Source organism: Marinobacter sp. BW6 (assembly GCF_008107725.1).
Classification (GTDB): domain Bacteria; phylum Pseudomonadota; class Gammaproteobacteria; order Pseudomonadales; family Oleiphilaceae; genus Marinobacter.
The window spans coordinates 284,698-310,020 of record NZ_VIRN01000068.1 but is presented as its reverse complement, the minus strand read 5'-3'; the positions used below and the strand labels follow the sequence as shown (position 1 = coordinate 310,020).

At 58.1% G+C, this 25,323-nt stretch carries 25 protein-coding genes; 13 read left to right on the top strand and 12 right to left on the bottom strand.

Going from position 1 to position 25,323, the window contains the following annotated elements:
• The first annotated feature begins 24 nt into the window (after window positions 1–24).
• The 3 genes from glp to FMN52_RS18300 are packed head-to-tail and all read left to right on the top strand — an operon-like array spanning window position 25 to window position 1,950.
• Complete coding sequence (glp, locus tag FMN52_RS18310; RefSeq protein ID WP_148610049.1) at window positions 25–1,239, top strand: gephyrin-like molybdotransferase Glp; 1,215 nt, start codon at window positions 25–27, stop codon at window positions 1,237–1,239.
• 2 nt (window positions 1,240–1,241) lie between these two features.
• Window positions 1,242–1,502 (top strand): MoaD/ThiS family protein, encoded by a 261-nt coding sequence (locus FMN52_RS18305; RefSeq protein ID WP_148610048.1) that lies wholly within the window; start codon window positions 1,242–1,244, stop codon window positions 1,500–1,502.
• A gap of 1 nt (window position 1,503) precedes the next feature.
• Window positions 1,504–1,950 (top strand): molybdenum cofactor biosynthesis protein MoaE, encoded by a 447-nt coding sequence (locus tag FMN52_RS18300; protein WP_148610047.1) that lies wholly within the window; start codon window positions 1,504–1,506, stop codon window positions 1,948–1,950.
• Between the two features lie 63 nt (window positions 1,951–2,013).
• Here the strand turns inward: FMN52_RS18300 and trxA are convergent, their stop codons facing one another.
• On the bottom strand, window positions 2,014–2,340 hold the full coding sequence (gene trxA, locus FMN52_RS18295) for a thioredoxin TrxA (RefSeq protein ID WP_008169901.1): 327 nt from the start codon (window positions 2,338–2,340) through the stop codon (window positions 2,014–2,016).
• Between the two features lie 302 nt (window positions 2,341–2,642).
• Between trxA and ppx the strand changes: the two genes are divergently transcribed.
• Window positions 2,643–4,169, top strand: coding sequence for an exopolyphosphatase (gene ppx / locus FMN52_RS18290; protein ID WP_148610046.1), 1,527 nt, complete (start codon window positions 2,643–2,645; stop codon window positions 4,167–4,169).
• A gap of 6 nt (window positions 4,170–4,175) precedes the next feature.
• Here the strand turns inward: ppx and FMN52_RS18285 are convergent, their stop codons facing one another.
• On the bottom strand, window positions 4,176–6,119 hold the full coding sequence (locus FMN52_RS18285; RefSeq protein ID WP_148610045.1) for an ATP-binding cassette domain-containing protein: 1,944 nt from the start codon (window positions 6,117–6,119) through the stop codon (window positions 4,176–4,178).
• 46 nt (window positions 6,120–6,165) lie between these two features.
• On the opposite strand from FMN52_RS18285, the gene FMN52_RS18280 reads away from it, so the two are divergent.
• From FMN52_RS18280 to FMN52_RS18270, 3 genes are all read left to right on the top strand, one after another.
• A complete protein-coding gene (locus FMN52_RS18280; RefSeq protein WP_148610096.1) occupies window positions 6,166–6,723 on the top strand; it encodes a TIGR02444 family protein in 558 nt (185 codons plus the stop codon).
• On the top strand, window positions 6,720–7,106 hold the full coding sequence (locus tag FMN52_RS18275) for a DUF4124 domain-containing protein (protein ID WP_148610044.1): 387 nt from the start codon (window positions 6,720–6,722) through the stop codon (window positions 7,104–7,106). The genes FMN52_RS18280 and FMN52_RS18275 overlap by 4 nt, the downstream gene beginning before the upstream one ends.
• A gap of 124 nt (window positions 7,107–7,230) precedes the next feature.
• Window positions 7,231–7,947, top strand: coding sequence for an FKBP-type peptidyl-prolyl cis-trans isomerase (locus tag FMN52_RS18270; protein ID WP_148610043.1), 717 nt, complete (start codon window positions 7,231–7,233; stop codon window positions 7,945–7,947).
• Between the two features lie 92 nt (window positions 7,948–8,039).
• Here the strand turns inward: FMN52_RS18270 and rsd are convergent, their stop codons facing one another.
• On the bottom strand, window positions 8,040–8,519 hold the full coding sequence (gene rsd, locus FMN52_RS18265; RefSeq protein WP_148610042.1) for a sigma D regulator: 480 nt from the start codon (window positions 8,517–8,519) through the stop codon (window positions 8,040–8,042).
• Between the two features lie 100 nt (window positions 8,520–8,619).
• Window positions 8,620–9,126, bottom strand: a complete 507-nt coding sequence (locus FMN52_RS18260; RefSeq protein ID WP_205424967.1) for a disulfide bond formation protein B — start codon at window positions 9,124–9,126, stop codon at window positions 8,620–8,622.
• A gap of 93 nt (window positions 9,127–9,219) precedes the next feature.
• On the opposite strand from FMN52_RS18260, the gene FMN52_RS18255 reads away from it, so the two are divergent.
• Window positions 9,220–9,669, top strand: a complete 450-nt coding sequence (locus tag FMN52_RS18255) for a flagellar basal body-associated FliL family protein (RefSeq protein WP_148610040.1) — start codon at window positions 9,220–9,222, stop codon at window positions 9,667–9,669.
• Between the two features lie 20 nt (window positions 9,670–9,689).
• Here the strand turns inward: FMN52_RS18255 and FMN52_RS18250 are convergent, their stop codons facing one another.
• From FMN52_RS18250 to FMN52_RS18235, 4 genes are all read right to left on the bottom strand, one after another.
• Window positions 9,690–9,905 (bottom strand): hypothetical protein, encoded by a 216-nt coding sequence (locus tag FMN52_RS18250; protein ID WP_148610039.1) that lies wholly within the window; start codon window positions 9,903–9,905, stop codon window positions 9,690–9,692.
• A 121-nt stretch (window positions 9,906–10,026) separates the two neighbouring features.
• Window positions 10,027–11,580 carry a glutamate--cysteine ligase gene (gene gshA, locus FMN52_RS18245; RefSeq protein WP_148610038.1) on the bottom strand — a complete coding sequence of 518 codons (1,554 nt, stop codon included), beginning with the start codon at window positions 11,578–11,580 and terminating at the stop codon, window positions 10,027–10,029.
• Between the two features lie 66 nt (window positions 11,581–11,646).
• Window positions 11,647–13,986, bottom strand: coding sequence for a Tex family protein (locus FMN52_RS18240; protein WP_148610037.1), 2,340 nt, complete (start codon window positions 13,984–13,986; stop codon window positions 11,647–11,649).
• 49 nt (window positions 13,987–14,035) lie between these two features.
• Entirely contained in the window at window positions 14,036–15,772 is a 1,737-nt protein-coding gene (locus FMN52_RS18235) for a bifunctional diguanylate cyclase/phosphodiesterase (RefSeq protein ID WP_148610036.1), read from the bottom strand.
• A gap of 143 nt (window positions 15,773–15,915) precedes the next feature.
• Here FMN52_RS18235 and rep point away from each other — a divergent pair, with 143 nt between their 5' ends.
• The 3 genes from rep to FMN52_RS18220 all read left to right on the top strand — a co-directional run bounded on the left by rep (window position 15,916) and on the right by FMN52_RS18220 (window position 20,859).
• Window positions 15,916–17,934 carry a DNA helicase Rep gene (gene rep / locus FMN52_RS18230; protein ID WP_148610035.1) on the top strand — a complete coding sequence of 673 codons (2,019 nt, stop codon included), beginning with the start codon at window positions 15,916–15,918 and terminating at the stop codon, window positions 17,932–17,934.
• Between the two features lie 105 nt (window positions 17,935–18,039).
• Window positions 18,040–20,292, top strand: a complete 2,253-nt coding sequence (locus FMN52_RS18225; protein ID WP_148610034.1) for a galactose oxidase-like domain-containing protein — start codon at window positions 18,040–18,042, stop codon at window positions 20,290–20,292.
• A gap of 21 nt (window positions 20,293–20,313) precedes the next feature.
• A complete protein-coding gene (locus FMN52_RS18220; protein WP_148610033.1) occupies window positions 20,314–20,859 on the top strand; it encodes a hypothetical protein in 546 nt (181 codons plus the stop codon).
• An 80-nt stretch (window positions 20,860–20,939) separates the two neighbouring features.
• Here FMN52_RS18220 and FMN52_RS18215 read toward each other — a convergent pair whose 3' ends face one another.
• A complete protein-coding gene (locus FMN52_RS18215) occupies window positions 20,940–21,353 on the bottom strand; it encodes a c-type cytochrome (RefSeq protein ID WP_148610032.1) in 414 nt (137 codons plus the stop codon).
• 202 nt (window positions 21,354–21,555) lie between these two features.
• On the opposite strand from FMN52_RS18215, the gene FMN52_RS18210 reads away from it, so the two are divergent.
• Both FMN52_RS18210 and FMN52_RS18205 read left to right on the top strand, forming a co-directional pair.
• Window positions 21,556–21,894 (top strand): hypothetical protein, encoded by a 339-nt coding sequence (locus tag FMN52_RS18210; RefSeq protein WP_148610031.1) that lies wholly within the window; start codon window positions 21,556–21,558, stop codon window positions 21,892–21,894.
• 11 nt (window positions 21,895–21,905) lie between these two features.
• The gene (locus FMN52_RS18205; RefSeq protein ID WP_148610030.1) at window positions 21,906–23,033 is read left to right on the top strand and encodes a phospholipase A; all 1,128 of its coding nucleotides are present in this window, start codon (window positions 21,906–21,908) and stop codon (window positions 23,031–23,033) included.
• Window positions 23,034–23,176: 143 nt separating this feature from the next.
• Here FMN52_RS18205 and FMN52_RS18200 read toward each other — a convergent pair whose 3' ends face one another.
• The 3 genes from FMN52_RS18200 to FMN52_RS18190 all read right to left on the bottom strand — a co-directional run bounded on the left by FMN52_RS18200 (window position 23,177) and on the right by FMN52_RS18190 (window position 25,317).
• A complete protein-coding gene (locus FMN52_RS18200) occupies window positions 23,177–24,535 on the bottom strand; it encodes a phosphomannomutase (RefSeq protein WP_148610029.1) in 1,359 nt (452 codons plus the stop codon).
• A gap of 9 nt (window positions 24,536–24,544) precedes the next feature.
• Window positions 24,545–25,021 (bottom strand): bacterioferritin, encoded by a 477-nt coding sequence (gene bfr, locus FMN52_RS18195; RefSeq protein ID WP_014575823.1) that lies wholly within the window; start codon window positions 25,019–25,021, stop codon window positions 24,545–24,547.
• Between the two features lie 89 nt (window positions 25,022–25,110).
• A complete protein-coding gene (locus FMN52_RS18190; RefSeq protein WP_148610028.1) occupies window positions 25,111–25,317 on the bottom strand; it encodes a bacterioferritin-associated ferredoxin in 207 nt (68 codons plus the stop codon).
• Window positions 25,318–25,323 lie beyond the last annotated feature (6 nt).

Below are 25,323 nucleotides of genomic sequence, written 5' to 3'. Positions count from 1 at the left end.
CATTCCGACCGGAGTTCAGATTTGATGGCCAACCCAAACCTCACGTCCCTGGAAGATGCCCTGGATCATCTGTTGTCAGAAGCGCCAGTGGTTACACGGATTGAAACCATCGCCCTGGCCGACTCGCTGGGCCGGGTGCTTGCCGAAAACCTCTATGTTCCGGCGGACGTGCCGCCCGCGGACAACAGTGCGGTGGACGGATACGCCGTGCGTGAGCAGGATCTGCAGGGTGAAAAACCAATACCAGTCTCGGCCCGGATTCCAGCCGGTGAAGCGCCGAATGCCCTGAAATCCGGTACCGCCGCCCGGATTTTCACCGGCTCGGAGATTCCCGAAGGTGCAGACTCAGTGGTCATGCAGGAACGGGTCGAGGTGACCGACGCCGGCATCCTGGTCCAGGCCAAGGTGACTCAGGGGCAGAATATCCGTCGGCGAGGCCAGGATCTGGCCCAGGGCGACCTTGCACTGTCAAAAGGCACGCAGGTGCGCCCTAACGAGATGGGATTACTGGCGTCCATGGGTGTGGCCCGGGTTGCCGTTCTGGCGCGGCTTAAGGTTGCCATTCTATCCACGGGGGATGAATTGGTGGACCCTGGCACACCCCTCGGGCCGGGACAGATCTATAACAGCAATCGTTTCACCCTGATGGGTCTGCTCACCGAGGCCGGCTGCGAGGTGGTGCTTTGCGAGACCCTGAGAGACAGACGTGAGGCCACGCGCGAAACGCTGCTGCGTGCTGCGGAGTCCGCCGATCTGATCATCACCAGCGGTGGTGTGTCCGTGGGCGAAGAAGACCACGTGCGCGCGGTGCTGGAGGAGTCCGGCAGCCTGTCGCTCTGGAAAATGGCCATCAAACCCGGCAAACCCGTGGCTTTTGGTGCCATCGGAGGGACGCCGGTGCTGGGACTGCCCGGAAATCCGGGGTCTGTGCTGGTCACTTTCCTGATGGTGGGTATGCCCTATATCCGGAAACGCCAGGGACGTAACCTGAAGCCTCTCTCGGGCGAGCGGATACCGGCAGACTTTACCATTGCCTCGCCGTCGGTACGCCGTGAGTTTGTCCGGGCCCGAAAGGAACTCCGGGGATCGGGGCCGGTGGTGGCCGCATACCCCAACCAGAGCTCCGGCATCCTGAGCTCTACCTGTTGGGCCGACGGTCTGGCTGTGGTGCCTGAAAACAGCACGGTCAGCCCCGGCGACCTGCTAACCTACTACTCGTTTGCGGAACTGTTGAGCTGAACATGAGTGATAACACGATTACGGTGCGCTTCTTCGCCCGTCTGCGCGAAGACCTGAAAACCGACCAGCTGGCTATCGACGCCAGGCCTGGCCTGACAGCAGGCGATGTGCTGGCAGAGCTGGCCAGCCAGGGCGGCCCCTGGGTTCAGTTGCAGGGCGACCAGCCGGTTATGATTGCGATCAACCAGGCCATGGCGAAACCGGGCTCTGAGGTGAAAGCCGGCGATGAGCTCGCCTTCTTCCCGCCGGTCACCGGAGGTTGAGATGATTTCGGTCCAGTCTGAAGACTTTGATGTTGCCGCTGAATACGCGGCCCTGCGTGACAGTGGCGCCGGCACCGGCGCCATAGCAACCTTTACCGGTCTGGTGCGGGACCGCGGCGACTTGCAGGGTGTTACGGGGCTTTACCTTGAACACTACCCCGGAATGACCGAACAGGTGATTCAGGGGCTCATTGATGACGCCTCGAAACGCTGGGATGTGCGCAAGGCCCGGGTGATTCATCGGGTGGGGCGGCTGGCGTTGTGCGACCAGATTGTGTTCGTGGGGGTGTGCAGCGCTCACCGTGGGGACGCGTTCGCGGCTTGCGAGTTCATCATGGACGCCCTGAAGACATCGGCGCCGTTCTGGAAGAAGGAAATCACCTCAGACGGAGAACACTGGGTGGAACAGAAAGAGTCTGATCTGGCGCGCTCCGACGACTGGAAGTAACTGGCCATAAAAAACCGCCCGTGAGCCTCGACTCAGGGGCGGTTTCTGGTGACCCGACTGCAATCAGAGATTGCTGTCCAGGAAGGCCGCCAGTTGAGATTTGGAGAGAGCGCCGACTTTGGTGGCGTCCACATTGCCGTTCTTGAACAGCATCAGGGTGGGAATACCACGGATGTTGAACTTCGGCGGGGTCTGCTCGTTTTCGTCAATGTTGAGCTTGCAGACTTTCAGTTTGCCGTCGTATTCGTCGGCAATCTCTTCAAGCACCGGCGCAATCATCTTGCAGGGACCGCACCACTCGGCCCAGTAGTCCACCAGCACGGGGACGTCGGACTGCAGTACATCCTGCTCAAAAGAAGCGTCGGTTACATTTACGATATTTCCGCTCATTACCTTTTCCTGATTCATGCACTACTGCTGCCCAACGGCATTTCCCTGGGGAATTAACATACCGGGCACAGGTGCTGTTGACTGTTGCTGAAGGCTGCCCGGGTTTGCAGACAACCTTTCACCCAAATCACGGTAAGACATACTTTACGCGATTGATCCGCCGGATGTGAAGCGGTAGATCCACTACCATGGATCTATCCGCGCCTGACCCCGGTCAAATAGGGGTATTGCCGGTTACTGACAGGCCTGAGGGATTTCGCTTATAGTAACCCGCACGTTCATATCAAAAGGATTCCGACCACGTGACGGCCGCATCCACCGCCGAAAACGCTGCCCCTTCATCCGAGGTGCTGGCAGCCATCGACATGGGCTCGAACAGCTTCCACATGGTGGTTGCCAGACTAGTGCATGGGGAAATCCGGACTCTCGAGAAGATGGGAGAAAAGGTTCAGCTCGGTGCCGGGTTGGACCAGCACAATCGACTGACCGAAGATGCCCAGGAGCGCGCTTTGGCCTGCCTGGGCCGGTTCGCGCAGCGGCTGAAGGGCATGCCCGCGGAAGCCGTGCAGATTGTCGGCACCAACGCGCTTCGGGTGGCCCGCAATGCCCATCAGTTCATGGCGCGGGCCGAGGAGGTCCTGGGCTACCCGGTAGAGATTATTGCCGGCCGCGAGGAAGCACGCCTGATCTATTTGGGCGTTTCCCATACCCTGTCCGACGACATCGGGCGTCGACTGGTCATTGATATTGGCGGTGGCAGCACCGAATTCATCATCGGCCAGCGGTTTGAGCCCCAGGAGCTTGAGAGCCTGCACATGGGCTGCGTGTCGTTCCGGAACCGGTACTTTCCGGACGGCAAGATAACCAAGCGGCAGATGGACAAGGCAGTGACCCATGCCCAACAGGAACTGCTCAACATCCGCCAGCACTACCGTTCTGTGGGCTGGCAGAGCGCGGTCGGCTCATCCGGCTCGATCAAGGCCATCGCCAGCGTACTGGCGACCCTGAAAATCACCGATGGCACCATTACCCTCGCCGGCATGCAGGAGCTTCGCAGGCGCCTGGTGGACATGGGTAAAACCGAAAAACTGGGAGATCTGGGTGTACGCTCGGATCGCCAGAGCATTTTCCCGGCGGGATTTGCCATCCTGATGGGGGCATTCCAGTCCCTTGGCATCGAGGACATGACGTTCGCCGATGGCGCGCTCCGGGAAGGCTTGCTTTACGACATTGTCGGGCGCATCCAGCACGAGGATGTCCGTGAGCGAACCATTTCCGCGCTTCAGGAGCGTTACCATGTTGACCAGGAACATGGCGCCGCCGTTGAGGAGACCGCCGTGGCCGCCTGGCGGCAGGTGGCCGACGCCTGGGCCCTGAACACCCCGGCAGATGAAGAAGTGCTGCGCTGGGCCTGCCGGCTGCATGAGATCGGCCTGACCATTTCCCACAGCCAGTACCATAAACACGGCGCCTACCTGTTGCGCTATTCGGACCTGCCCGGCTTCACCCAACAGTTCCAGCGTGACCTGGCCACCCTGGTGCGCGGCCACCGGCGAAAATTTGCTTCGGCAATCTTCGAGGGCCTGGACCCGGAAGACATTGCCAGGCTGCGTTACCTCTGCGTGCTGGTGCGCCTGGCGGTTCTGATTCAACACCCACGCAACATGGAATCGCCTCCGGCCTTCACCCTGACTGCACACAAAGACAAGTTGGTGCTGGAGTTTCCGTCAGGCTGGCTGGATGACAGGCCACTGACCCTGGCCGATCTGGAAAACGAGCGGGACTATCTCGCCAAACAGGATTTTGTTCTGGAACTGAACGCCGGCTGACCGCGCTCAGCCGGCCAGCTCTGCCTCCAGGGATTCCACCTCTTCGCTGACTTCGAGCCACTGGGCCTCCACCTCTTCGAGGCGGGCGGTCGCAGTCGCCTGCTCGCCCAGCAGTTCTTTCAAACGCGCTTTGCCACTGTCGTCATAAAGACCTGGATCGGATAGTTGTTCTTCCAGAGCCGACAGCCTCTGCTGAAGCTGATCCATCTCCTTTTCCAGGGCGGTCTGCTTCTTGCGATAGGGGCTGAGTTTCTGACGAAGGGCCGCCTCCGCGCGCTTGCGGACCTTCCGGTCCTCGGCGCTCTCGCCCACCGCCTCAGCAGCCTCTTGGGCCGCCTGCTGACCGGCAGGCGTTCGTTTCGGTGCTTCCGTATCGTCTTTCCGGCGGTCCGCCAGCCAGCGCTCGTAGTCCTCCAGATCACCCTGGTACTCCATCACCCGGCCGTCATTGACCAGCCAGAACTCGTCCACCGTGTTTCTCAACAAGTGCCGGTCGTGGGAGACCACCACAATGGCGCCTTCAAAGTTCTGTAGCGCCATGGTCAGGGCCTGGCGCATTTCCAGGTCCAGATGGTTAGTCGGTTCGTCCAGCAAGAGCAGATTCGGTTTCTGCCAGGCAATAACGGCAAGCGCCACCCGGGCCTTTTCACCACCGGAGAATGAGCGGATGGCACTCAGGGCCTCATCACCGTGAAAATCAAAACCACCGAGGAAGTTCCGGATACTCTGTTCTGACGCCTTGGGCGACAGCCGCTGCAGGTGCAGAAACGGACTGGCATCCAGATCCAGCGACTCCAACTGATGCTGGGCAAAATAACCGATGGCCAGATGCTCGCCACAAGTACGATCGCCTGACAACAAGGTGCCCTCGCCCCGAAGCGCATCCATCAGGGTGGACTTACCTGCGCCATTGGGACCCAGCAGACCAATCCGGCTACCGGGCAACAAGGTCAGGTTAATACCATCGAGAATCGGGGTATTACCGTGGCCGGCCTTGCCATTGCGGATCGACAACAGGGGATTGGAGACCTTTTCAGCCACGGGAAATTCAAAACTGAAGGGCGAATCGATATGGGCTGGGGCAATCCGCTCCATACGCTCCAGCGCCTTGACCCGGCTTTGGGCCTGCCGGGCCTTGGTGGCCTTTGCCTTGAACCGGTCAATGAAGCGCTGGATTTCAGCAATCCTGGCCTGTTGGCGTTCAAAACCGGCCTGCTGTTGTGCCAGACGTTCACTCCGCTGCCCTTCAAAGGCTGAGTAATTACCCGTATACAGCTCCAGATTTCGCCGGTCAAAATGCACCACATGAGTAGCGACCCGGTCCATGAAATCACGGTCGTGAGAGATAAACAGCAAGGTGCCGGGGTAGCGACGCAGCCAGTTCTCGAGCCATAGACAGGCATCCAGATCCAGGTGGTTGGTAGGCTCATCCAGAAGCAGCAGATCGGACGGTCGCATCAGGGCCTGAGCCAGGTTCAGCCGGATCCGCCAGCCACCGGAAAACGCCGACACCGGCCGGTCGGCGTCTTCGTCAGAGAACCCCAGCCCACGCAGCAAAGCTTCGGCCCTGCGGGCTGCAGACCAGGCCTCGTGCACATCGAGCTCGCCATGTATGCGGGCAATTGCATGATCATCACCGGCTGTTTCCGCTCTGGCAAGCTCAGCTTCCAGGCGGCGCAGATCGAGATCGCCATCAAGGACAAAATCCCGGGCACTACGGTCGGTCGCTTCGACTTCCTGCGCCATATGAGCAATGCGGCAACCACCGGGCAGAGACACTGCCCCCTGCTCCGGTGCCAACTGGCCCAGCAAGAGTTGGAAAAGGCTGGATTTGCCGGCACCATTGGCACCGACGATAGCGACACGCTGACCGGGCTGCACAGTGAGGCTGACAGTTTCTAGCAACCAGACGCCGCCCCGTTGTAAACTGAGATCGGTTATCGTTAACATGTTTTCATTTTATCAACGTAAAGTGTTCAGGGAAGGCACAGCGCCTATGTCGGTCGGCTCGGCTACCATCCCGGATTTTTCGACACCGCCGCTGGAATTGCCGGCAGATTTGGAACCGGAGAACCCGCTCTGGCGTTTTGCATTGGCGATCTGGAAACGTCCGGACGTTCAGAACAGTTGCCTGGCGCTTCAGGATCAGGGCTGGAGCGTGACGCGGATTCTCAGCGCGGCCTGGCTTGCACTCTCTGGCAGGGTCTTCGCCGGGGTCGAGGACGCTACGGTAACAGAGTGGCGCAACCGTGTAACCGTTGCGCTGCGCAGTGCGAGAAAATCGCTGCCCGGCAACGCCGACAACTGTCAAAAGCTTCGTACCGGCATCGCCGGCCTGGAGCTTGAAGCCGAACAAATCGAACTGGCGCTGAGCTGGCGAACGCTAATGACCAACAACCCGGAATACGCCGACATGCAGGGACGCGAAGCGCTGATCATCACCAATCTGGTTGCGGCTGCACCGACATCATCTGTTGATGACTGTGTCAGACCCCTGCTGAATACACTAGCCGATACCCTGGCCCATTTTCCCAAGGGAGACCACCAGCCATGATGATGAAATGGCTAATACGGCTCTCGTTTCCCGCTCTCGGATTGCTGTTATTGCTGATTTTCTTCGGCCTGAACGATCCGGAGCAGGTATCCGAACCAGTGGCAGAAGAAGAACAACCGGACATTCCCGCTTTTGAAGGACTGGTGCCCTCACCGATTCCCACTGAGGGCCCCGAGATCGTCTTCAAATGGCAGGATACCGACGGCAACTGGCACTATGCTGACCAGCCCCCGGAACAGGGACGCTGGAATACCCTTGCTATCGAACGTCGTGACAAGGCCTTCCCCCGTATTCAGTCACAGGAACCGGAGACAGACTGGCAATCGCCATACAGCGCACCCTTCTCTCTGGGTCCATCCTCTGCCGGCACCAACGGCAGCTGAGCTGACACGTCCGTTTTCTTAACACATGTTCAGTGGCATCTGACGCCGGAACCCGTTACCTTCTGCGTTCTGACAAACACAACGCGGGGCCCCGCCCCGAGCACCGACGTTAAAGGATAATGCAATGAAGAAAACGCTCCTTGCACTGGCAGTGACCGGCCTTGTTGCTGGCTGTTCCACACCACCCGAAGCTCCGGAACAACCGAAACTGGAATCAACCGACCAGAAGGTCAGCTATGGCATGGGCCTGGTTCTGGGTGAGCGCATGGGTAACGATCTGCCAAACCTGCAGATGGACCAGTTCCTCCAGGGCATTCAGCACGGCCACGCCGGCGATGACGAAGCCAAGCGTATGAGCCGCGAGGAAATCCAGCAGGCCCTGATGACCTACCAGCAGCAGCTGCAGGAAGAACAGGGCAAGCAGATGGAAGAACTGGCCCAGAAAAATCTCGACGCCGGCCAGGCCTTCCTGGCAGAGAATGCCGAGCGTGAAGGCGTTGAAACCACCGAATCCGGCCTCCAGTACGAAGTGCTCGAGCAGGGTGACGGCGAAAAACCGGCAGCAACCGACACCGTTCAGGTGCACTACACCGGTGAGTTGCTGTCCGGCGAGGTGTTTGACAGCTCCCGCGAGCGTGGCGAGCCGGTGACATTTGCCCTGAACCAGGTCATTCCCGGCTGGACCGAGGGCCTTCAGCTGATGAGCGAAGGTGCCCGCTACAAGCTCTACATTCCGTCCGACCTGGCTTACGGCCCGGGTGGAAACCGGTCGATCGGGCCAAACGAGACTCTGGTGTTTGATGTCGAGTTGCTCGAGATCAACCCCGGCTCTGGAGACTGAGCCATCAGGCAGGCCGCGGCCAGTTTTGGCGCGGCCACAAAAAAGCCCCAGCCCGGCGTTACCGGCTGGGGCTTTTTTGATTCAGGCGCTCCTCAGGCAGAGGCCACCTTGCCGGCGTGGGCATTGTGAAGGTGCTCGATCAGGAAATCCTCCATCTCGAACCGGGTCTCAAGGGTTTCACCCAGCTTCGACAATTCGCCGAACAGCTCTTTGACATCCTCTTCCGACAATTCCCGGCCATCCAGACGGTCATTGAAGTTAAGGGCAATCTCGGTGGTCTGCTCAATCCGGGGGTAAACCTTGGCAGCCAGTTCCAGCCCGCCATCGTTAAACTCCCTGGCTTCACGGACTAACTGCTCGTATATCTCGAAATGGCCAGTCGAGACGTAATCCACCAGCACTTCACACAGGCGTACGAACTTTTCTCTCAGCGCCTCCGTCTGCGAGAAATCGTTCTCCCCGGACAGGTCGCAGTAATGTACCAGTAGCTCCTGACGCTCCTTGAGCCAGCGATCAATCAATTCGCTGACGCCGCCCCAGCGCTCCCTGGCATTTCGGCAATTTTCCAACATGACGCCTGTTCTCCGCTTGTCTTCGGTACTTCTGTTTCGGTTTTGATTTTTATTAGGTTTGGATCAAGTTACCCCATGGCTGCGGTCGCCCGCAACCGTTTCAGCTCCGAATCCATTCCCGGGTTTTTGGCCGGCGAAACATCAAAACCAGACCGGTGACAACCAGCAACAAGAAAAACACAGCAGTCCAGCCGGGGATACTCAACCCCAGGAAACGCCACACCACTTCTGCGCAGTCTCCAGTTCCCTTGAGTGCGGTAGACAGAACTTCAAACCACGGCAAGACATCCAGCATGTAGTCAACCGAGGGCCCGCACGCAGGCACCTGATCTGCCGGCAGGCTCTGCAACCACAATTGCCGTCCGGCAACGCCCAGCCCTGCTCCTGCGGTCACCACCAGCAGGAAGCCATAAACACGAACACCGAAGCCGGTGGGCCCCTGGAGGAAGGCCAGGAAGCTCACCAGACCGGCTCCCATGAAGCCAAAACGCTGTAACCAGCAAAGCGGGCAGGGCTCCAGCCCCATCACATGCTCCATATAAAACGCCACACCCAGAAGCGCGGCACATACAAGGAAAATAAGCCCGAAAACCCATCTGCTGGTCAAAAGAACACCTCGAATCGTGAATTGAAACTGCAAGCGGCCACTGGGCCTGCTATTCTCGTCACTTAACCCTAAACCACGATCAACTTCAAGCCTATGACACGCCAGCCAAAATCCGTTCTGACGCTTCTGTTTCTGTTGTTTGCAATGATGCCCTTACCTGCCGTTTCCCAGGATGAGGAAAATACCGAAGAGGAAGTGGCTGAGGAAGAAAGCGGCGTTACCGATTACATCAGTATGGATCCGCCTTTCGTGACTCACGTGGGCACGTCTGGCAACAAGCCGACCTACCTGAAGGCCGCTGTGACACTGCGGGCCCGGAATACAAGCACCCGGCCGGCGCTGGAAGCCCACATGCCTCGCCTGAGACACGAACTGGTGATGCTCTTTGGTGAGCAGACTGACACAGGACGCCTCACCTCAATGGAAGGGCAGGAGACGTTGCGTGAGGAAGCCAAACAGAGAATAAATGCGGTTCTTGAGGAGCAGCAGACCGGCGAGAGCATCGCCGGTGTGTTGTTTACAGAATTCGTGGTACAGAAATAAGGCTGAACCCGGCCAAGGAATCAGGCGATCCGTGAAAACAGATCGTCTGCCTGGCCCCGGTCATCCCGGGCTACCTGATCGGCATCGTCCCAACCGGCTTCCCAGGCGGCAATGACAACTTCACCCCGATAGGGGCAGCGGGCTTTATCCATGCCCATGTTGGCAGCCATGTAGCCCTGACGGTAAGCCTTGTTGAGCGCTTCCACATCCCAGCCGAGTTTGATGTCCCTTGCCATAGCCGTCTCTCCCGATCCTGATGTTACGAAAATTAACAGCCGGACCGGAGGGAGACAACTCTTTGTTCGGTTTCTGTGCGTCAGGTCCGCAGACTTCTGCGACAGTGGCCCAACTTACCGCTCAGGAGCGCAGATACTGTTCCAGAAACTCGCTGAACGGCAGGGTATCGGCACGCTCCATCTGCGCCTGCTCGGCCAGGGATTCTGCCGTCATGGCATCAAACGCCTGGCGCACATCGGCATTGAGGCCCTCCTGCCTCAGGGTTTGCTGATGCTGCCGCGCCATGTCCATGCCCCATTCCCGGTGGCCCTGTCCCGAAGCGCGCATGGCTTCTAGAACCTGGGAAGATGGCACCGTCCATTCACCGGTCAATACCTCGCGTTGAGCGGCCAGGGCTCGACGGTAGGTCTCCCCCCCCTGCCAACTATCGAGCAGCTCGGCCAGCGGTTCCAGCTGCGACAGAATACCAGATGCGGCTTCTGACACCGGAGTTCGCTCCCCACCACGGCAAAGCTTCAATTCGCGGTAACGCCCGCTGGCCACCACATCCTTGTAGTTGTCGTCCAGGCGCTCACATTCTTCATCGCCAATACGGGGGGAGTCCGACAGCAGGCAATCGAGCAGGAACAGATCAAGGAAATCGATCTGGGCTTCATTCACACCAACCGGGGAGAAGGGATCAAGATCCAAGCATCGCACCTCGATATATTCCACACCCCGGGCTTCAAGAGCCTGGATAGGTTTCTCTTCCCGCTGCGTCGTGCGTTTTGGACGCACGGCACTGTAATACTCGTTCTCGATCTGCAGGACGCTGGTATTGATCTGGATGAACTGGTCGCCCCGGCGGGTGCCGATGGCTTCATAGGCCGGCCAGGTGGTGTGGATGGCACGGTCCAGCGTCTGGGTGTAGGTGCTGAGCTCGTTGAAACAGATGTTCAGCGATGCCTGAGCATTGTTGTGGTAGCCCAGATCGCCCATGCGCAGGGAGGTGGCGTACTCACCATGCCAGGTGCGTTCGTCAAATCGGGTCAGGTCATGGCTGACACCGGCAACAAAACTGGCATCCAGTGCCGGCGAGGCACCGAACAGCAACATCAGCAGCCAGCTACGGCGGCGGAAATTGCGAATCAGCCAGAAATACTGGTCCGATTTGAAGTCTTTCAGGCTTTGCTCATTGCCGAGCAGTTCCTGCCACTTCTGCCAGAAGCTATCAGGTAGCGACAGATTGTAGTGGGCGCCAGCGATACTCTGCATCATACGCCCGTAACGTACCGCCAGACCCTGCCGGTAAACGTGCTTGAGCTGGCCGATGTTGGAACTGCCGTATTCGGCGATGGGGATGCTCGGATCGCCATCCAGTTCACAGGGCATGCTCGCCGCCCAGAAGACTTCGTCGCCGAGGTTCTGCTGCACGTAGGTGTGGATATCCCGAAGGGATTTCAGCATGCCCCCGGTGCTATTGAACACCGGCGTGATCAGCTCCAGCAAGGCCTCAGAATAGTCCGTGGTAATTCTCGGGTGGGTCAGTGCCGAACCCAGGGCTTCGGGATGCGGGGTCTGGGCGATAAAGCCGTTGCGATCCACCCGCAGCCCTTCTTTTTCGACACCCTTGAGAAAACCATCCCAGTCGCTGGCAGCGAACTGACGAAATACGGAATGGCGGGATTCAGCCATGGTCGACTCCTGCTGCGGCCGGTTTGCTCTTTTGCACAACCGGCCGATGAAAAGATTGTATGCCCGTCAGCTGTCTTTGCGCGCCGAGGCAAGTGCCTGGGCCAGCGCACCAGCCATCGCGCCCTGGGGGGATTTCTGGCCGGAACCGCCACTGCTGGCGTTCCGGTTACCGCCCTTGCGGCTGGCCCCGGTGCGATTAGCAGCCATCGGCTTGCTCTCATTTTTCTCGCCGGGCTGATCATCCATACGCATGGTCAGGGCAATTCGCTTGCGCGGGATATCCACATCCATCACCTTGACCTTGACGATATCCCCGGCCTTGACCACCTCACGGGGATCTTTGACAAACGTGTGGGACAGCGCAGAAATATGCACGAGGCCGTCCTGATGCACGCCAATATCTACGAACGCGCCGAAATTGGTGACGTTGGTCACCGAGCCTTCCAGCACCATCCCGGGCTTGAGATCATTGAGGGTCTCAACGCCCTCCTCGAAGCTGGCAAACTTGAACTCCGGGCGCGGATCCCGGCCCGGTTTCTCCAGTTCCGAAATGATGTCTTTGATAGTCGGCAAACCGAACTGTTCTGTTACGTAATCCTGGGGATTCAGACCACGCAGGAAAGAAGAATCGCCGACGATATCGCCCACTTCGCGATTATTTTTCCTGGCGATGGCCTCGACCACGCCATAGGCTTCCGGGTGCACAGATGACCGGTCCAGGGGATTCTCGCCGCCGGCGATGCGCAGAAAGCCCGCCGCCTGTTCGAACGTGCGGTCACCGAGCCGGGTGACCTTGAGCAGCTGTTTCCGGTTGCGGAACATGCCGTTCTGGTTGCGGAACTCAATGATGTTCTGGGCAATGGTGTGGTTCAGGCCGGAAACCCTGGCCAGCAATGGCGCTGAGGCCGTGTTCAGATCCACGCCCACGCCGTTCACACAGTCTTCTACCACGGCATCCAGGCTTCGGGACAGCTGCACCTGCGAGACATCGTGCTGGTACTGCCCTACCCCGATGGATTTCGGCTCGATCTTTACCAGCTCCGCCAGCGGATCCTGCAGCCGGCGGGCGATGGATACCGCGCCACGGATGGTGACATCCAGATCGGGCAGTTCTTTGGAGGCAAACTCGGATGCTGAATAGATCGAGGCGCCGGACTCACTGACCACGATCCGGGCCAGCTTCAGCTCGGGGTAACGCTTGCTAAGGTCGCCGACCAGCTTCTCCGTCTCCCGGGAAGCGGTGCCATTACCAATGGCCACCAGTTCGATCCTGTATTCCCGACACCAGGCCGCCAGTTGCTCAATGGAACGGTCCCACTGGTTCTGCGGCGCGTGGGGAAAGATGGCGCCATGGCCGGCCACCTGACCAGTGCCATCGATAACAGCCACTTTCACACCGGTGCGTAGCCCTGGATCCAGGCCCAGGGTCGGACGTGGACCGGCCGGCGCAAGCAGCAGAAGATCCTTGAGGTTGGCGGCGAACACGTTGATGGCTTCGGTTTCCGCCGCTTCGCGGACCTGTGCCATGAGATCGGTTTCAATCTGGGTGGAAAGTTTCACTCGCCAGGTCCAGCGCACCACGTCCGAGAGCCATTTGTCGGCGGCACGGCCGTTGTCCCGGATATTCCAGCGGGCAGCGATGCGCTGTTCAGCCGGATGGGGCGCACGTCGGTCGTCATCGGCATCCCCGACCACGATGGTATAGCCGAGAACACCCTCGTTCCGGCCCCGAAGGATAGCCAGAGCTCGATGGGACGGGACCTTTTTCAGAGGCTCGACGTGGTCGAAATAATCCCGGAACTTGGCGCCTTCGTTTTCCTTGCCTTCCACCACGGTGACTTTCAACTGGCCTTCCTGCCAAATGAAGTCCCGCAAGCTGCCCAGCAGTTCGGCATCCTCGGCAAAGCGCTCCATCAGTATGTAGCGGGCGCCATCCAGGGCAGCTTTGGTATCTTCAACGCCTGCTTCTTTGTTCAGGTAACCCTGGGCAGTCGCTTCAGGGTCCAGGGTCGGATCGTCGTAAAGCGCATCAGCCAGCGGTTCCAGGCCGGCTTCCCGGGCAATCTGGGCCTTGGTCCGACGCTTGGGTTTATAGGGCAGGTAAAGGTCTTCCAGACGGTTCTTGGTGTCGGCATCCTGGATGGTGGACTTGAGTTCGTCAGTCAGCTTGCCCTGCTCCTCGATACTCTTGAGGATGGTGGCACGACGGTCTTCCAGTTCCCGCAAATAGCGCAGACGCTCTTCCAGGTTCCTCAGCTGGCTGTCGTCCAGTGAGCCTGTGATCTCTTTACGGTAACGGGCAATAAACGGAACGGTCGCGCCCTCGTCGAGCAGGGCAACGGTGGCATTAACCTGTTGCTCGCGGACACCGAGTTCCTCGGCGATACGCCTGGAGATACTGTTCATGCAACCTCTGTTTGATGCTTTGCCAATAAACCAGCAAAGGTACAGCGGCTTACTGCTGCAGGCAAGCGGCCTGGCCCCGCTTGTTCAGGAATTGCACAAGATCAGCCCAGGGCATGGGACGGGCATAGTAATAGCCCTGAATTTCATCGCAATGCTGCTGGCGCAAAAACTCCAGTTGGCCTTCGGTCTCCACGCCTTCGGCCACCACGCTGATCTGAAGGCTGTGGGCCAGACTGATAATGGCCCGGATAATATGTTCGGCGTCTGCCGAATTGCCCAGCTCCTGAACGAACGACTTGTCGATTTTCACCAGCGAGATCGGCAGATGCTGAAGATTACTCAGTGAGGAAAAGCCGGTTCCAAAGTCGTCCAGCGCGAAGCTGATACCCAGCTGGTTTAACTCCCGCAGGCAGCGCTGGGCATACTCGGGGTCGTGCATCATGGCACTCTCGGTCAGCTCCAGCTCCAGCAGGCTGGTGTCTACATTGGCATTGAAGATGATGCGGAAAATGGTCTCGGTCATCTTTCGATCGTGAAACTGACGGAACGAGAGATTGACGGCAAACACCAGTCCGGGGAAGCCAAGTTCGGCCGACTCCTGCAGGCGTTTGCAGGCCTGCTCAATCACCCAGTAACCAATAGGTACGATCAGCCCACTGCGTTCAGCTACCGGGATGAATTCGTCGGGCCCTACCAACCCCCGCTCTGGATGATTCCAGCGCAGTAGGCATTCCACGCCCCGAACTTCCTCTGTGGCCAGATCAATCCTGGGCTGGTAGTAAAGCTCCAACTCCTTACCACGTAAGGCATTGCGGAGATCCGCCTCCAGGCGAAGCTGGTACCCGGCGGAAATGTGCAACTGGCGGTCATAGAAACGGTAGCTGGTGCCCGGGTCACGCTTGGCTTCGAACATGGCACGGTTGGCCCGGCGCAACAGATTTTCGGCGCTATCGCCGGCTTCCGGGTAGGTTGCGACGCCAAGGCTGGCACTGACCACTACTGTCTGGCCATCAATGGTAACCGGCTCATCAAGAGCGTTAACCACCTTGCGGATAATCTGGGTGATATCGAGGGAGTCCTCGACCTTTTCGACAATAATGGCCAGCTCGTCACCCCCGATACGCATCAGCGAATCGACGCGCCTGAGAGAATGACGAAGCCGCTCTGCCAGTTTCATCATCAACTGGTCACTTTTCTGATAGCCAAACGACTCGTTAATGCTGCGGAAGTCATCGATATTGAGGTGCAACAAGGCCAGCCGATGGCTCGCGCGCTCGGCCCGCAGAAGCGCTTGCTGAAGACGATCGAAGAACAGGTCCCGGTTGATAAATCCGGTGGCCACTTCGCGGCCCAGTTGGCCGTGGGCGGACTCGGACAACTGATCCCGATACCACAGGCACTTGACGGCCCGACGGAAATTCCAGTGGTCCAGGGTTTGACGACAAAGGTAATCGGCCGCGCCGGCAGCCAGCAGCTCTGGTGCGCGCTCCATCGGCAGCTCGGCACTCAGGGCCAATACGGGCTTTTCATTGCTGGCGACAGCCAGGTACTGCAGGAAGGAAGCTTCGGAGCCACCATGGAACACGCAATCCCAGACGATGACATCAAAACTGGCGTTTCGGATCAGGTCATCACAATCGATCAGATCCGGGCACCAGGTCGCGTCCGCACTGATTTCGACGTCACCCGCCAGAAGAGCATTCAGCCAGAGAAAATCAGCGTAATCTGGTGTCAGGACCAACAGGCGCAATTGTCCGGGCCTCATGGTTTCCAGTGGCAGTGTCATCAAGCAGGATCCATTTATGCGTGAACAACCTAGTCCGTTCCCATAATCATAGTCTATAGATCCTCAAGGTACAGTAACTCTGTCTGGTGTAGAATAATCCCACGTCGGTTATCCCCATTTCGTTCCATTCTGGCCATTTATTTGTGAACAAGCTCAACCCGAGACAAAGCGAAGCAGTCCGCTATGCCGATGGCCCAATGCTGGTACTCGCCGGCGCAGGCAGCGGCAAGACCAGCGTGATTACCCGCAAGATTGCCTACCTGATCGAGCAGCTCGGAATCCCGGGGCGTCATATTGCTGCAGTCACCTTCACCAACAAGGCCGCCCGGGAAATGAAGGAGCGGGTTGGCCGAATCGTCGACAGAAAGCTGACCCGGGGCCTGATTGTATCCACTTTTCATAATCTTGGCCTCAATATGATCCGGGAAGAGCACACGCATCTCGGTTACCACCCCGGTTTTTCCATCTTCGATGCCGAGGATGCCAAGGCCCTGTTACAAGATCTGATGCTCCGGGAAGCCAGCGCCGAGGCCGGGGACGAGCTCAACGACATCCAGATGACCATCTCCTCCTGGAAAAACGCCATGCGGGGGCCGGCCGAGGCCTTGAGCAAGGCGGCGGATGACCGGGAACAGCGCATCGCCATCATCTACAAGAAATACAACGAATACCTGAAGGCCTACAACGCGGTCGATTTCGACGACCTCATCCTGCTGCCGGTGATGCTGTTCCGCTCGCACCCGGACGTGTTGGCCAAGTGGCGCCGCAAGATCCGCTACATGCTGGTGGATGAATACCAGGACACCAACGTGTGCCAGTACGAACTGGTTAAACTGCTGGTGGCAGAGCGGGCCGCGTTCACGGTGGTCGGCGATGATGATCAGTCCATCTATGCCTGGCGTGGCGCTCGACCGGAAAACCTGGCCCAGTTGAAGGAAGACTTCCCTAGCCTGAAAATCGTCAAGCTTGAGCAGAATTACCGTTCTACGGCCAGGATCCTGCGAAGCGCCAACACCGTGATCGCCAACAACCCCCATGTGTTCGAGAAGGCCCTGTGGAGTGATCACACCATCGGCGAGGAAATCCGGATTGTCCGTTGCCGCAACGAAGACGCGGAAACCGACCGGGTGGCCACCGAGATCCTCGACCAGAAGCTGAAGAAAGGCCTCGATTTCCGGGACTTTGCCGTGCTTTATCGGGGTAACCACCAGGCACGACTGCTGGAAATGAAGCTGCAGGCCTACCAGATCCCCTACCGCATCTCCGGCGGCCAGTCGTTTTTCTCGAAGAACGAGATCAAGGACGCCATGTCCTACCTGCGCCTGCTGATCAATCCCGACGACAACGCTGCCTTCCTTCGAGTGGTGAACGTGCCGCGCCGGGAAATCGGCCCGCGCACCCTTGAACAGCTCAGCCACTATTCTCGCTCTCGAAATATCAGCCTGTTCAAGGCCCTGGGTGACATGGGGGCAGAGACCCACGTGACCGAGAAGGGCCTGGACCGTCTCCGGCGTTTCGCTCACTGGGTAGATGCCACCTGCGAGCGATTGCACAGCGAGAATCCGATACCGGTGATCAAGCAACTGTTCACGGACATCGAATACGAGGAGTGGCTGCACCAGCACTCCGGCACCCCAAAGCAGGCCGAGCGAAGGATGGAGAACATCTGGTATCTGGTGGAATCCATCCAGCGCATGCTTGATGACGGCAAGGGCACGGCCGATGAGCTCGGCATCGAGGATGCCATCACCAAACTGATCCTTCGGGACATGATGGAACAGCGGGAAGAGGACGACGACAGCGACAAGGTTCAGCTGCTCACCCTGCACGCTTCCAAGGGCCTGGAATTCCCCCATGTATTCATCATGGGGCTTGAGGAAGAAATCCTGCCCCACCGAAGCAGCATCGAGGAAGGCAACATCGAGGAAGAGCGGCGACTGATGTACGTGGGCATTACCCGCGCCCGGGAAACGCTGACGCTGACCTATGCGGCTACCCGGAAACAGTATGGGGAAAAACTGGAAACCATCCCGAGCCGGTTTCTTGATGAGCTGCCCGAAGAAGATCTCAAGTGGGAAGGTACCGGCGACCTGGATGTGGAAGCCAATCAGAAAAAGGGAAAAGCGACTCTCAGTGCCCTTCTGGGCGACCTCGGCCTGTAAATTTCAATTTTTTTTACAATCACTGCAACTTTTGAAGCCCCTGATCCGTTTCTGCAAGCGGGATACCACATCCCGCTTCGACAACAACAAGATCAGGAGGACTTCATGTCCAGAAATTCCAATCGCTTGTGTCAGCTTACCGGTTCACTCTTTCTCATCACTGCAGGGGCCACCTCGGCCAGCGCGGGGCTCCTTGGCGGACTACTCGGATCATCTACCGATGATTCAACAGTGCAGACGAACCAGAACAGAGACCCGGCAAAAGGCTACTTCAGCGAACCTTTTGCGGAGCCGACCATCATTGTTGACGGTCAGGCTGTTGAAACCGACGAAAAATGCATCACCCGGGCCGATGGCATGGATGAGTGCAAACCGGCCGCAGGTACTATGGCCCTGCTGAAAGACGGTCGCCTACTCTACCTGAATGCGCTCGAGGGTACCGAAAACGTCGAGCTGTCAATCGTCGCCGAATTCGGCGAAGTCTCGGTCAACGATCAGACCCGGGTATTGTCGCTGGATGAAAGCGACAACCCATCCTGGCTCAAACCCTCCCCATTGGATGCCGGCGCCAATCCGGACGGCAATGACAGCGAGACCCTGCTCAACGGCACCGAACTCGACGGCTTGATTGATACTGCTGATAACACCAGTAAAAACGACGGTGCCCTGTTCTGCTCGGATGTTATCGGCCTCGCAAACGGCGATGTCATGGCCGTCGGCGGTACGGACTATTACTCGGAGCCCGGCATTGACGGCCTGCCTCTGGGTGTCGCGGAATTGGAGGGCATCAAGAATTCCCGGATATTCGATGAGGCGACCAACACCTGGCGCCAGAGCGGTGACATGACTTACGGCCGCTGGTACCCGTCGCTGGTCACCCTGGGCAATGGCGACGTTTTTGTTGCCAGTGGCGTCACCAAGCTCCTGAAACCGGTCTACCCGGATGAACCGCTGAATAGCGGTCGCAACGTGGTTCAAACGGAAACCTACAACCCGTGCGCGGGGTCGTGGACAGAGAACCCCTCTACCGCAGACAGGTCGCTGCCGCTTTACCCGCGCATGCATCTCCTGCCCAACGGTCACGTGCTCTATAACGCCGGAGGCCAGGCATTCAATCCATTTGGCCAGGGTTATGACCAGGCCTTATGGAACATTGTCGCCAGCTACAATCCCGCAACCCAGCGCTGGAACGACATAGGCTATGCCGGACTGCCCTTGAGACTGGATGAAGTCGGGCTGGGTCAACTCAGCAGCACACTGAATATCACCAATCTTTCCCTGGACCAGGTCGGCTCGCTTCTGGGCGATGTCCTCGAAGCTCCGTCTGATCTGCTGGAAAGCGGCGCAGAGCTGGGCATTTCAGAAGAAGACCTCCGAATGGCCATTGCCGGCGGCATGCGCGGCTCCACCTCTTCAACCATGCTGCCTCTGAAACCGAATGCCAACGGCGAATACACCGACGTCGAGCTTTTGACTGCCGGTGGCGTGCCCAGTTACGCCCTGCTGACCAATCCCGGCGGCTACCTGCCCACGGACCAGAGCCGCATAGACCGAATAACCACGAATGGCGATGACATCGGCTACGAATCCCGCCTTACTGGTCCGCTTAACCAGCCACGCTGGTATGGCACCAATGTTCTGATGCCAGACGGCAGCGTCATGGTGTTCAGCGGCGGCAACCGCGATGGCGTTGTCGCGCCCGGCCTTGAAGGGCCTATTCGCACGGCTGAGCGTTTTGATCCGGAAACTGGCACCTGGACTGAAATGGCAACGGGTCACCGGGCACGGACTTATCACAACACTGCCGTACTGATGGAAGACGGTCGTGTGATGATTGCCGGGCATTCGCCGATCAACACCGCCTACCTGACCTTCGTCGATCTTCAGGACTTCGGTCTGGCGCCGTATGACGGACGGGATCCCAGCTTTGAAATCTACACACCACCCTATGCCATGCGTGACGACCGCCCGGAAATCCTGAGCGCGCCGCGCAACCTGACCATTGGGGATCGCTTCAATATAAAGGTTGACCAGGCAGACCAGATCGACAAGGCGCTCCTGATTCGCCGGACGGTCATGACCCATGTGATTGATGGCGACCAACGCGCCATTGAACTGATCATGGAAAGAGGCAATGGCAACAAGCTGACCCTGAAGATGCCAGACAACCACAACGTGATCCCCGCCGGCGAATACATGCTGTTCGTGAGCAAAGAAACTGCTGAAGGAAGGGTGCCATCTGTATCGGCTCCCATCACCGTGATCAATGAGAGTCTCGAATGCATGGCGCCAACACAGGTGGCGGGTGACACCACGACTGCCGACGGAATTATCGAATCAACACTTGAGATTCTTTAACCAGACTACGGGAGTCACGTTATGAAAAGCGGACGAATCAGCACTGGCCGGTTGCCACTGGCTTTGTTCGGCCTGCTGCCCCTGATGGCCTCTGCGCCAGCAGGGGCACACGGGGCACCTGACGCAGAGGGCGCTCCCTCTGAAATCGTACAGGCCCGCATTACCGTGCAGCCGAATATTCAGGGCTTGAACGCCATGATCCTGGATGCCCCACGCCCGGGCATCCTGTTGAGCTATCGGGGCGAAACCCCGATTACAGTGCTGGGAACCCAAGACGAGGCTTTTCTGAGGTTTACTGGCAAGACCGTTATGGTCAATACCGACAGCCCGAGCTGGCGTTCCCTGCCAAACGCCCCTGCGCTCTCGGGAACGCCCGGCGAGGAGAGTGACAGATGGGCAATACTGTCACAAAGTGCCAGTTTTGGCTGGCTGGACCCACGCCTGGAAGCAACGGAAAGCATGCACCATCAGGGAAAAGAGCTTCAGGGCTGGTCGATCACCCTTCAAACCGCATCGGGCGAGACCGCAACGATTGACGGCGAGCTGAGGCGTAAACCGCTCCCCTGACCCCTAAAACCGGAAGGCCGAGAGGCCATAAGAAAAAAAGCCCCCGAACGTCGGGGGCTTTTCTTTTGCTCAAAACTGCCTTACTCGCTTTCTGCCACCAGGTGCTCGACAGCCGCCTGGATTTCTTCATCCGGACAGCTTGCACAACCGCCCTTGGCCGGCATGGCATTAAAGCCATTGATCGCGTGACTCACCAGGGTGTCCAGCCCCTTATCGATGCGAGGAGCCCAGGCATCGGCATCACCAATTACAGGTGCGCCAGCAGCGCCAGTGGTATGACAGGCCATGCACACAGCGTCGTATACTTCGCTGCCTGAACGAGGGCCGGAGCTGGCGGTCTCGGTCGGAGCAGCGGCACTGCCACATTCGTCACCCTGCAGGCACACTTCGCCAACCGGCTGGATACGTGCACGGATTTCATCTTCGACGCTTGCCATTACGGCGCTAGCTGTCAGGCCTGCAACGACCAATACAGCAGCCAGGACTCTCTTCATCTTCACAATGCACCTCGCATTTGAGCGTTATAATCTTCGGTTGCCGCATTATAGCGACTGAAACCCGGCAAAAAAACCAAACAGCAAAATCATAAATTGATTTCAACCATTTTAATTGCGATTTCGTAAGTCAGAGGGTGTTTCGCGAACAATCCGGTTACCATGGTGTTCGCCGACGTTTTACCATTCAGGACCTGTTTCAATGACCAATACGGAACCGACTTCGCCTCACTCGTTGCGCAAACCGCTGCTAATTGCCGAATTCACGGCGCTGGCTGTTTTGCTCGCGTCCATGGGGTGGTTTTCCAGCCAGACCGCTGATGGCCAGACGATCAGTGCCGCCTGGTTGCTAATCCCTGCCTTCGCCAGCCTCGGCGTCTTTCTCAGTTTCATCGGGCTAATGTACCTGCGCTGGGTTGCCTCTGCAGAGAGGGGTAACCGGTTTCGCCACAAAGTCATTTTCTCACTACTGGCCGTCACTCTGATCGGCGTCTGGGTCTACGGCATTGCCAACACCTGGTTCAGTCTGACTGCCAGCTAGGAGACTACCTGATGACATCCACACATGTGTTGGTGCCACCGACGGTCCTCATCACAATTTCTTTGCTGCTGTCGGCGCCCTCCACGGTGATAGCGCAGACCGGTGAGACATCATCGATCGACTCACCCGAACAATGCGCGCTGATTGACGACGGGATTAAGCGACTGGCCTGCTTTGATAGTCTCTACAAGCCCGCGGAGCGTCAGTCCCAGGCCTCTGAAAGTGCCAAAGAGCAAGCGGAGAAGAGTGCGGAGCAACTGGCCCCGAATGGGGAAGACCTCGACGCCGTTGCTGGCAATGCCCTGGAAGGCGATTCTGATGCGGGGGTCATGTCCGCGCTGGTAGACCGTTATGTGGCGGCTGAAAAAGCCGTATTCTCATTCTCCGGCAGTTTCGTGGGGCATCGCCCCACCTATATCCTGCCCGTCAGCTGGGTGAAGGACCCGAACTATGTACCATCCAGCCCGAGACTGGGCTCCGTCGGCTATGACTACGAACTGGAACGGGAAGAGGCCAAATACCAGATCAGCTTCAAGGTGCCTTTGCTGACGGGGATTCTGGATGACCGGACAACCCTCTGGTTTGGTTACACCCAGACTTCTTTCTGGCAGGTTTATAACCAGGATGATTCCGCGCCTTTCCGGGAAACCAATTACGAACCTGAGCTATTTGCACGATACCAGACCGACTGGAACATCGGCCCCGGCCGGCTTAATGCCGTGACCGTGGGCTTCAACCACCAGTCCAACGGACAGTCTGAGCCTCGTTCACGGAGCTGGAACCGCATTATGGGGTCCGCAACCTACAGCTATGATCGCTGGCTTTTCATCGTTCAGCCCTGGTACCGGATTCCGGAAAACAGCGACGATGACAATGCGGATATCGAACGCTATCTGGGGCATGCCAACTATTATGCGGTTTACAAGCTGACCGAAGATCGGACGTTTTCGCTACGACTGATGAATAATCTGCGGTCGGATGACAACAAGACGTCGGTGGAGTTCGGGTACAGCTTTCCGATGGGAGATACGGTCAAGGGCTTTTTCCAGTACTACAACGGGTATGGGGAGAGCCTTATCGACTACAACCACCGGATTCAGCGGTTCGGTATCGGGATTATGCTGAACGACTGGCTCTGACTTCAGGTGCAAGACCGACTGGGACGCTTGTCCTCCTGAAACACGCTCCTAACGGCACATCCCTGTGACGCTTGGGCTCCGCCATCCCTGGCTCCGCACAGTTTCATGAGGACAAGCGTCCCACTCGGCCCCAAAAAAAGGAGTTACCTCTCCTCGTTCAACCTCTGCATTTCTGCCAGCAATTCTTCAGTTTTCTCTTCCATCAACGGAATATCCGCCCTCGATTCGACGTTCAAACGCACAACCGGCTCGGTGTTGGACATCCGCAGGTTGAAGCGCCAGTCGTCGAATTCGATGCTTACGCCGTCCACGTGGCTGACGTTTTTTGCGCCAACGCTGTATTTGGCTTCAATCGCCGCGATGACCTTGGGGGGATCATCGATGGTGCGGTTGATTTCGCCGCTGGCCGGGTAGGCTTCGATTCGGGCATCGATGAGGGATGACAGGGTCTGGCCTGACTGGCAGAGGCGCTCGGCGATCAGCAGCCACGGGATCATGCCGCTGTCGCAGTAGGCGAAATCCCGGAAGTAGTGGTGGGCGCTCATTTCGCCACCGTACACGGCGTCTTCGTCACGCATCCTCTGTTTGATGAAGGCGTGGCCGGTTTTACTTTCGATGGCTTCGCCGCCTGCTGCTTTTACCAAGTCCAGGGTGTTCCAGGTCAGGCGGGGGTCGTGAATGACTTTGCCGCCACCGGTTTTGCGCAGGAACTGGTCGGCAAGCAAACCAACGATGTAATAGCCCTCTATGAAACGGCCATTCTCGTCGAAGAAGAAGCAGCGGTCGTAGTCGCCGTCCCAGGCGATGCCCATGGCGGCGCCTTCTGCGATAACGTCGTCGGCTGTCGCCGCCCGGTTTTCCGGGAGGATCGGATTGGGTACGCCGTTGGGGAAATGGCCGTCCGGCTGGTGGTGCACTTTCACAAATTCAAAGGGCAGGTGCTGCTCGAGTTCGTCGATCACCAGGCCGGCGCCACCGTTGCCGGCGTTGCAGACAATGGTCAGCGGACTGAGGGAGCCGGCATCGATGTACCCCAAGAGATGGTCCACGTAGGCGCTCATCACCTCTAGCGGTTCATAGCGGCCCTGCTCGGGCGCATCACCAAAAGGCTCCAGCACCCGGTCGCGGATCTCGTTCAGACCGTTGTCGGAGCTGATCGGCCGAGATTCGGGGCCGACCATTTTCATGCCGTTGTGATCTTTGGGGTTGTGGCTGGCAGTCACCATGATGCCGCCGTCCATCTTGTAATGGCTGGTGGCAAAATACACCTGCTCGGTGCCGCACAGGCCGATATCGAACACATCCGCACCAGCAGCCATCAGGCCAGAGCTGAGCGCTTCGGCAATGTCGGGGCTGGACAGACGGATGTCATAGCCAACGATCACTTTCTTCGCACCGGTGATTTCCACATAGGCGCGCCCGATTTTTTCCGCCAGGACCGGATTCAGTTGATCCGGCACCCGGCCGCGCAAGTCGTAGGCTTTAAAACAGGACAAGTCCATTGTCTGATGTTACTCCGCGGCGGATGACTGAAGCTGGATGTAGTTCTGAATACCCATCTGGGAAATCATTTCCAGCTGGGTTTCCAGCCAGTCAATGTGCTCTTCTTCGCTATCGAGAATGCTGCGGAAAAGTTCACGACTGGTGAAGTCCTGCACTTCCTCGCAGTAGAGGATCGCCTCTTTCAGGTCGGTGTGGGCGATTTCTTCGAGTTTGAGATCGCAGGAAATCATTTCCTCGACGTTCTCGCCAATCAGCAATTTGTTCAGATCCTGGAGATTAGGCAGGCCTTCGAGAAACAGGATCCGCTCGATAAGCTGGTCTGCATGCTTCATCTCGTCGATGGATTCTTCGTATTCCTTGGCGGCCAGCTTGGTAATGCCCCAATCCTTGTACATGCGGGAATGGAGAAAGTACTGGTTGATCGCGGTCAGCTCGTTGCCGAGGACCTTGTTCAGATGCTGGATGACCTTTTTATCGCCTTTCATAGTCGGGCTCCCTGATGGCCGAATAAATCAGACTCCTAGGATAGCCGCTTATCAGGCCGGAGAAAAATAGAACCGGGCAATCGATTCGGTCAGGCGGGCTGGGCGAGCATATTGGCCATGGCCAGGTAATCGGGCCTACGGCTCTCACGCAGAATTTCGCGGGCGGTGCAGGCACAGCGGCCACATTGGGTGCCTACACCCAGCTCTTTACCTAGCTGGCGCATAGAGGAAATGCCGTTATCGGCAGCTTCGCGAATTTCCCGATCGGTTACGCCGTGGCAAAGGCAAACGTACATAGCAGT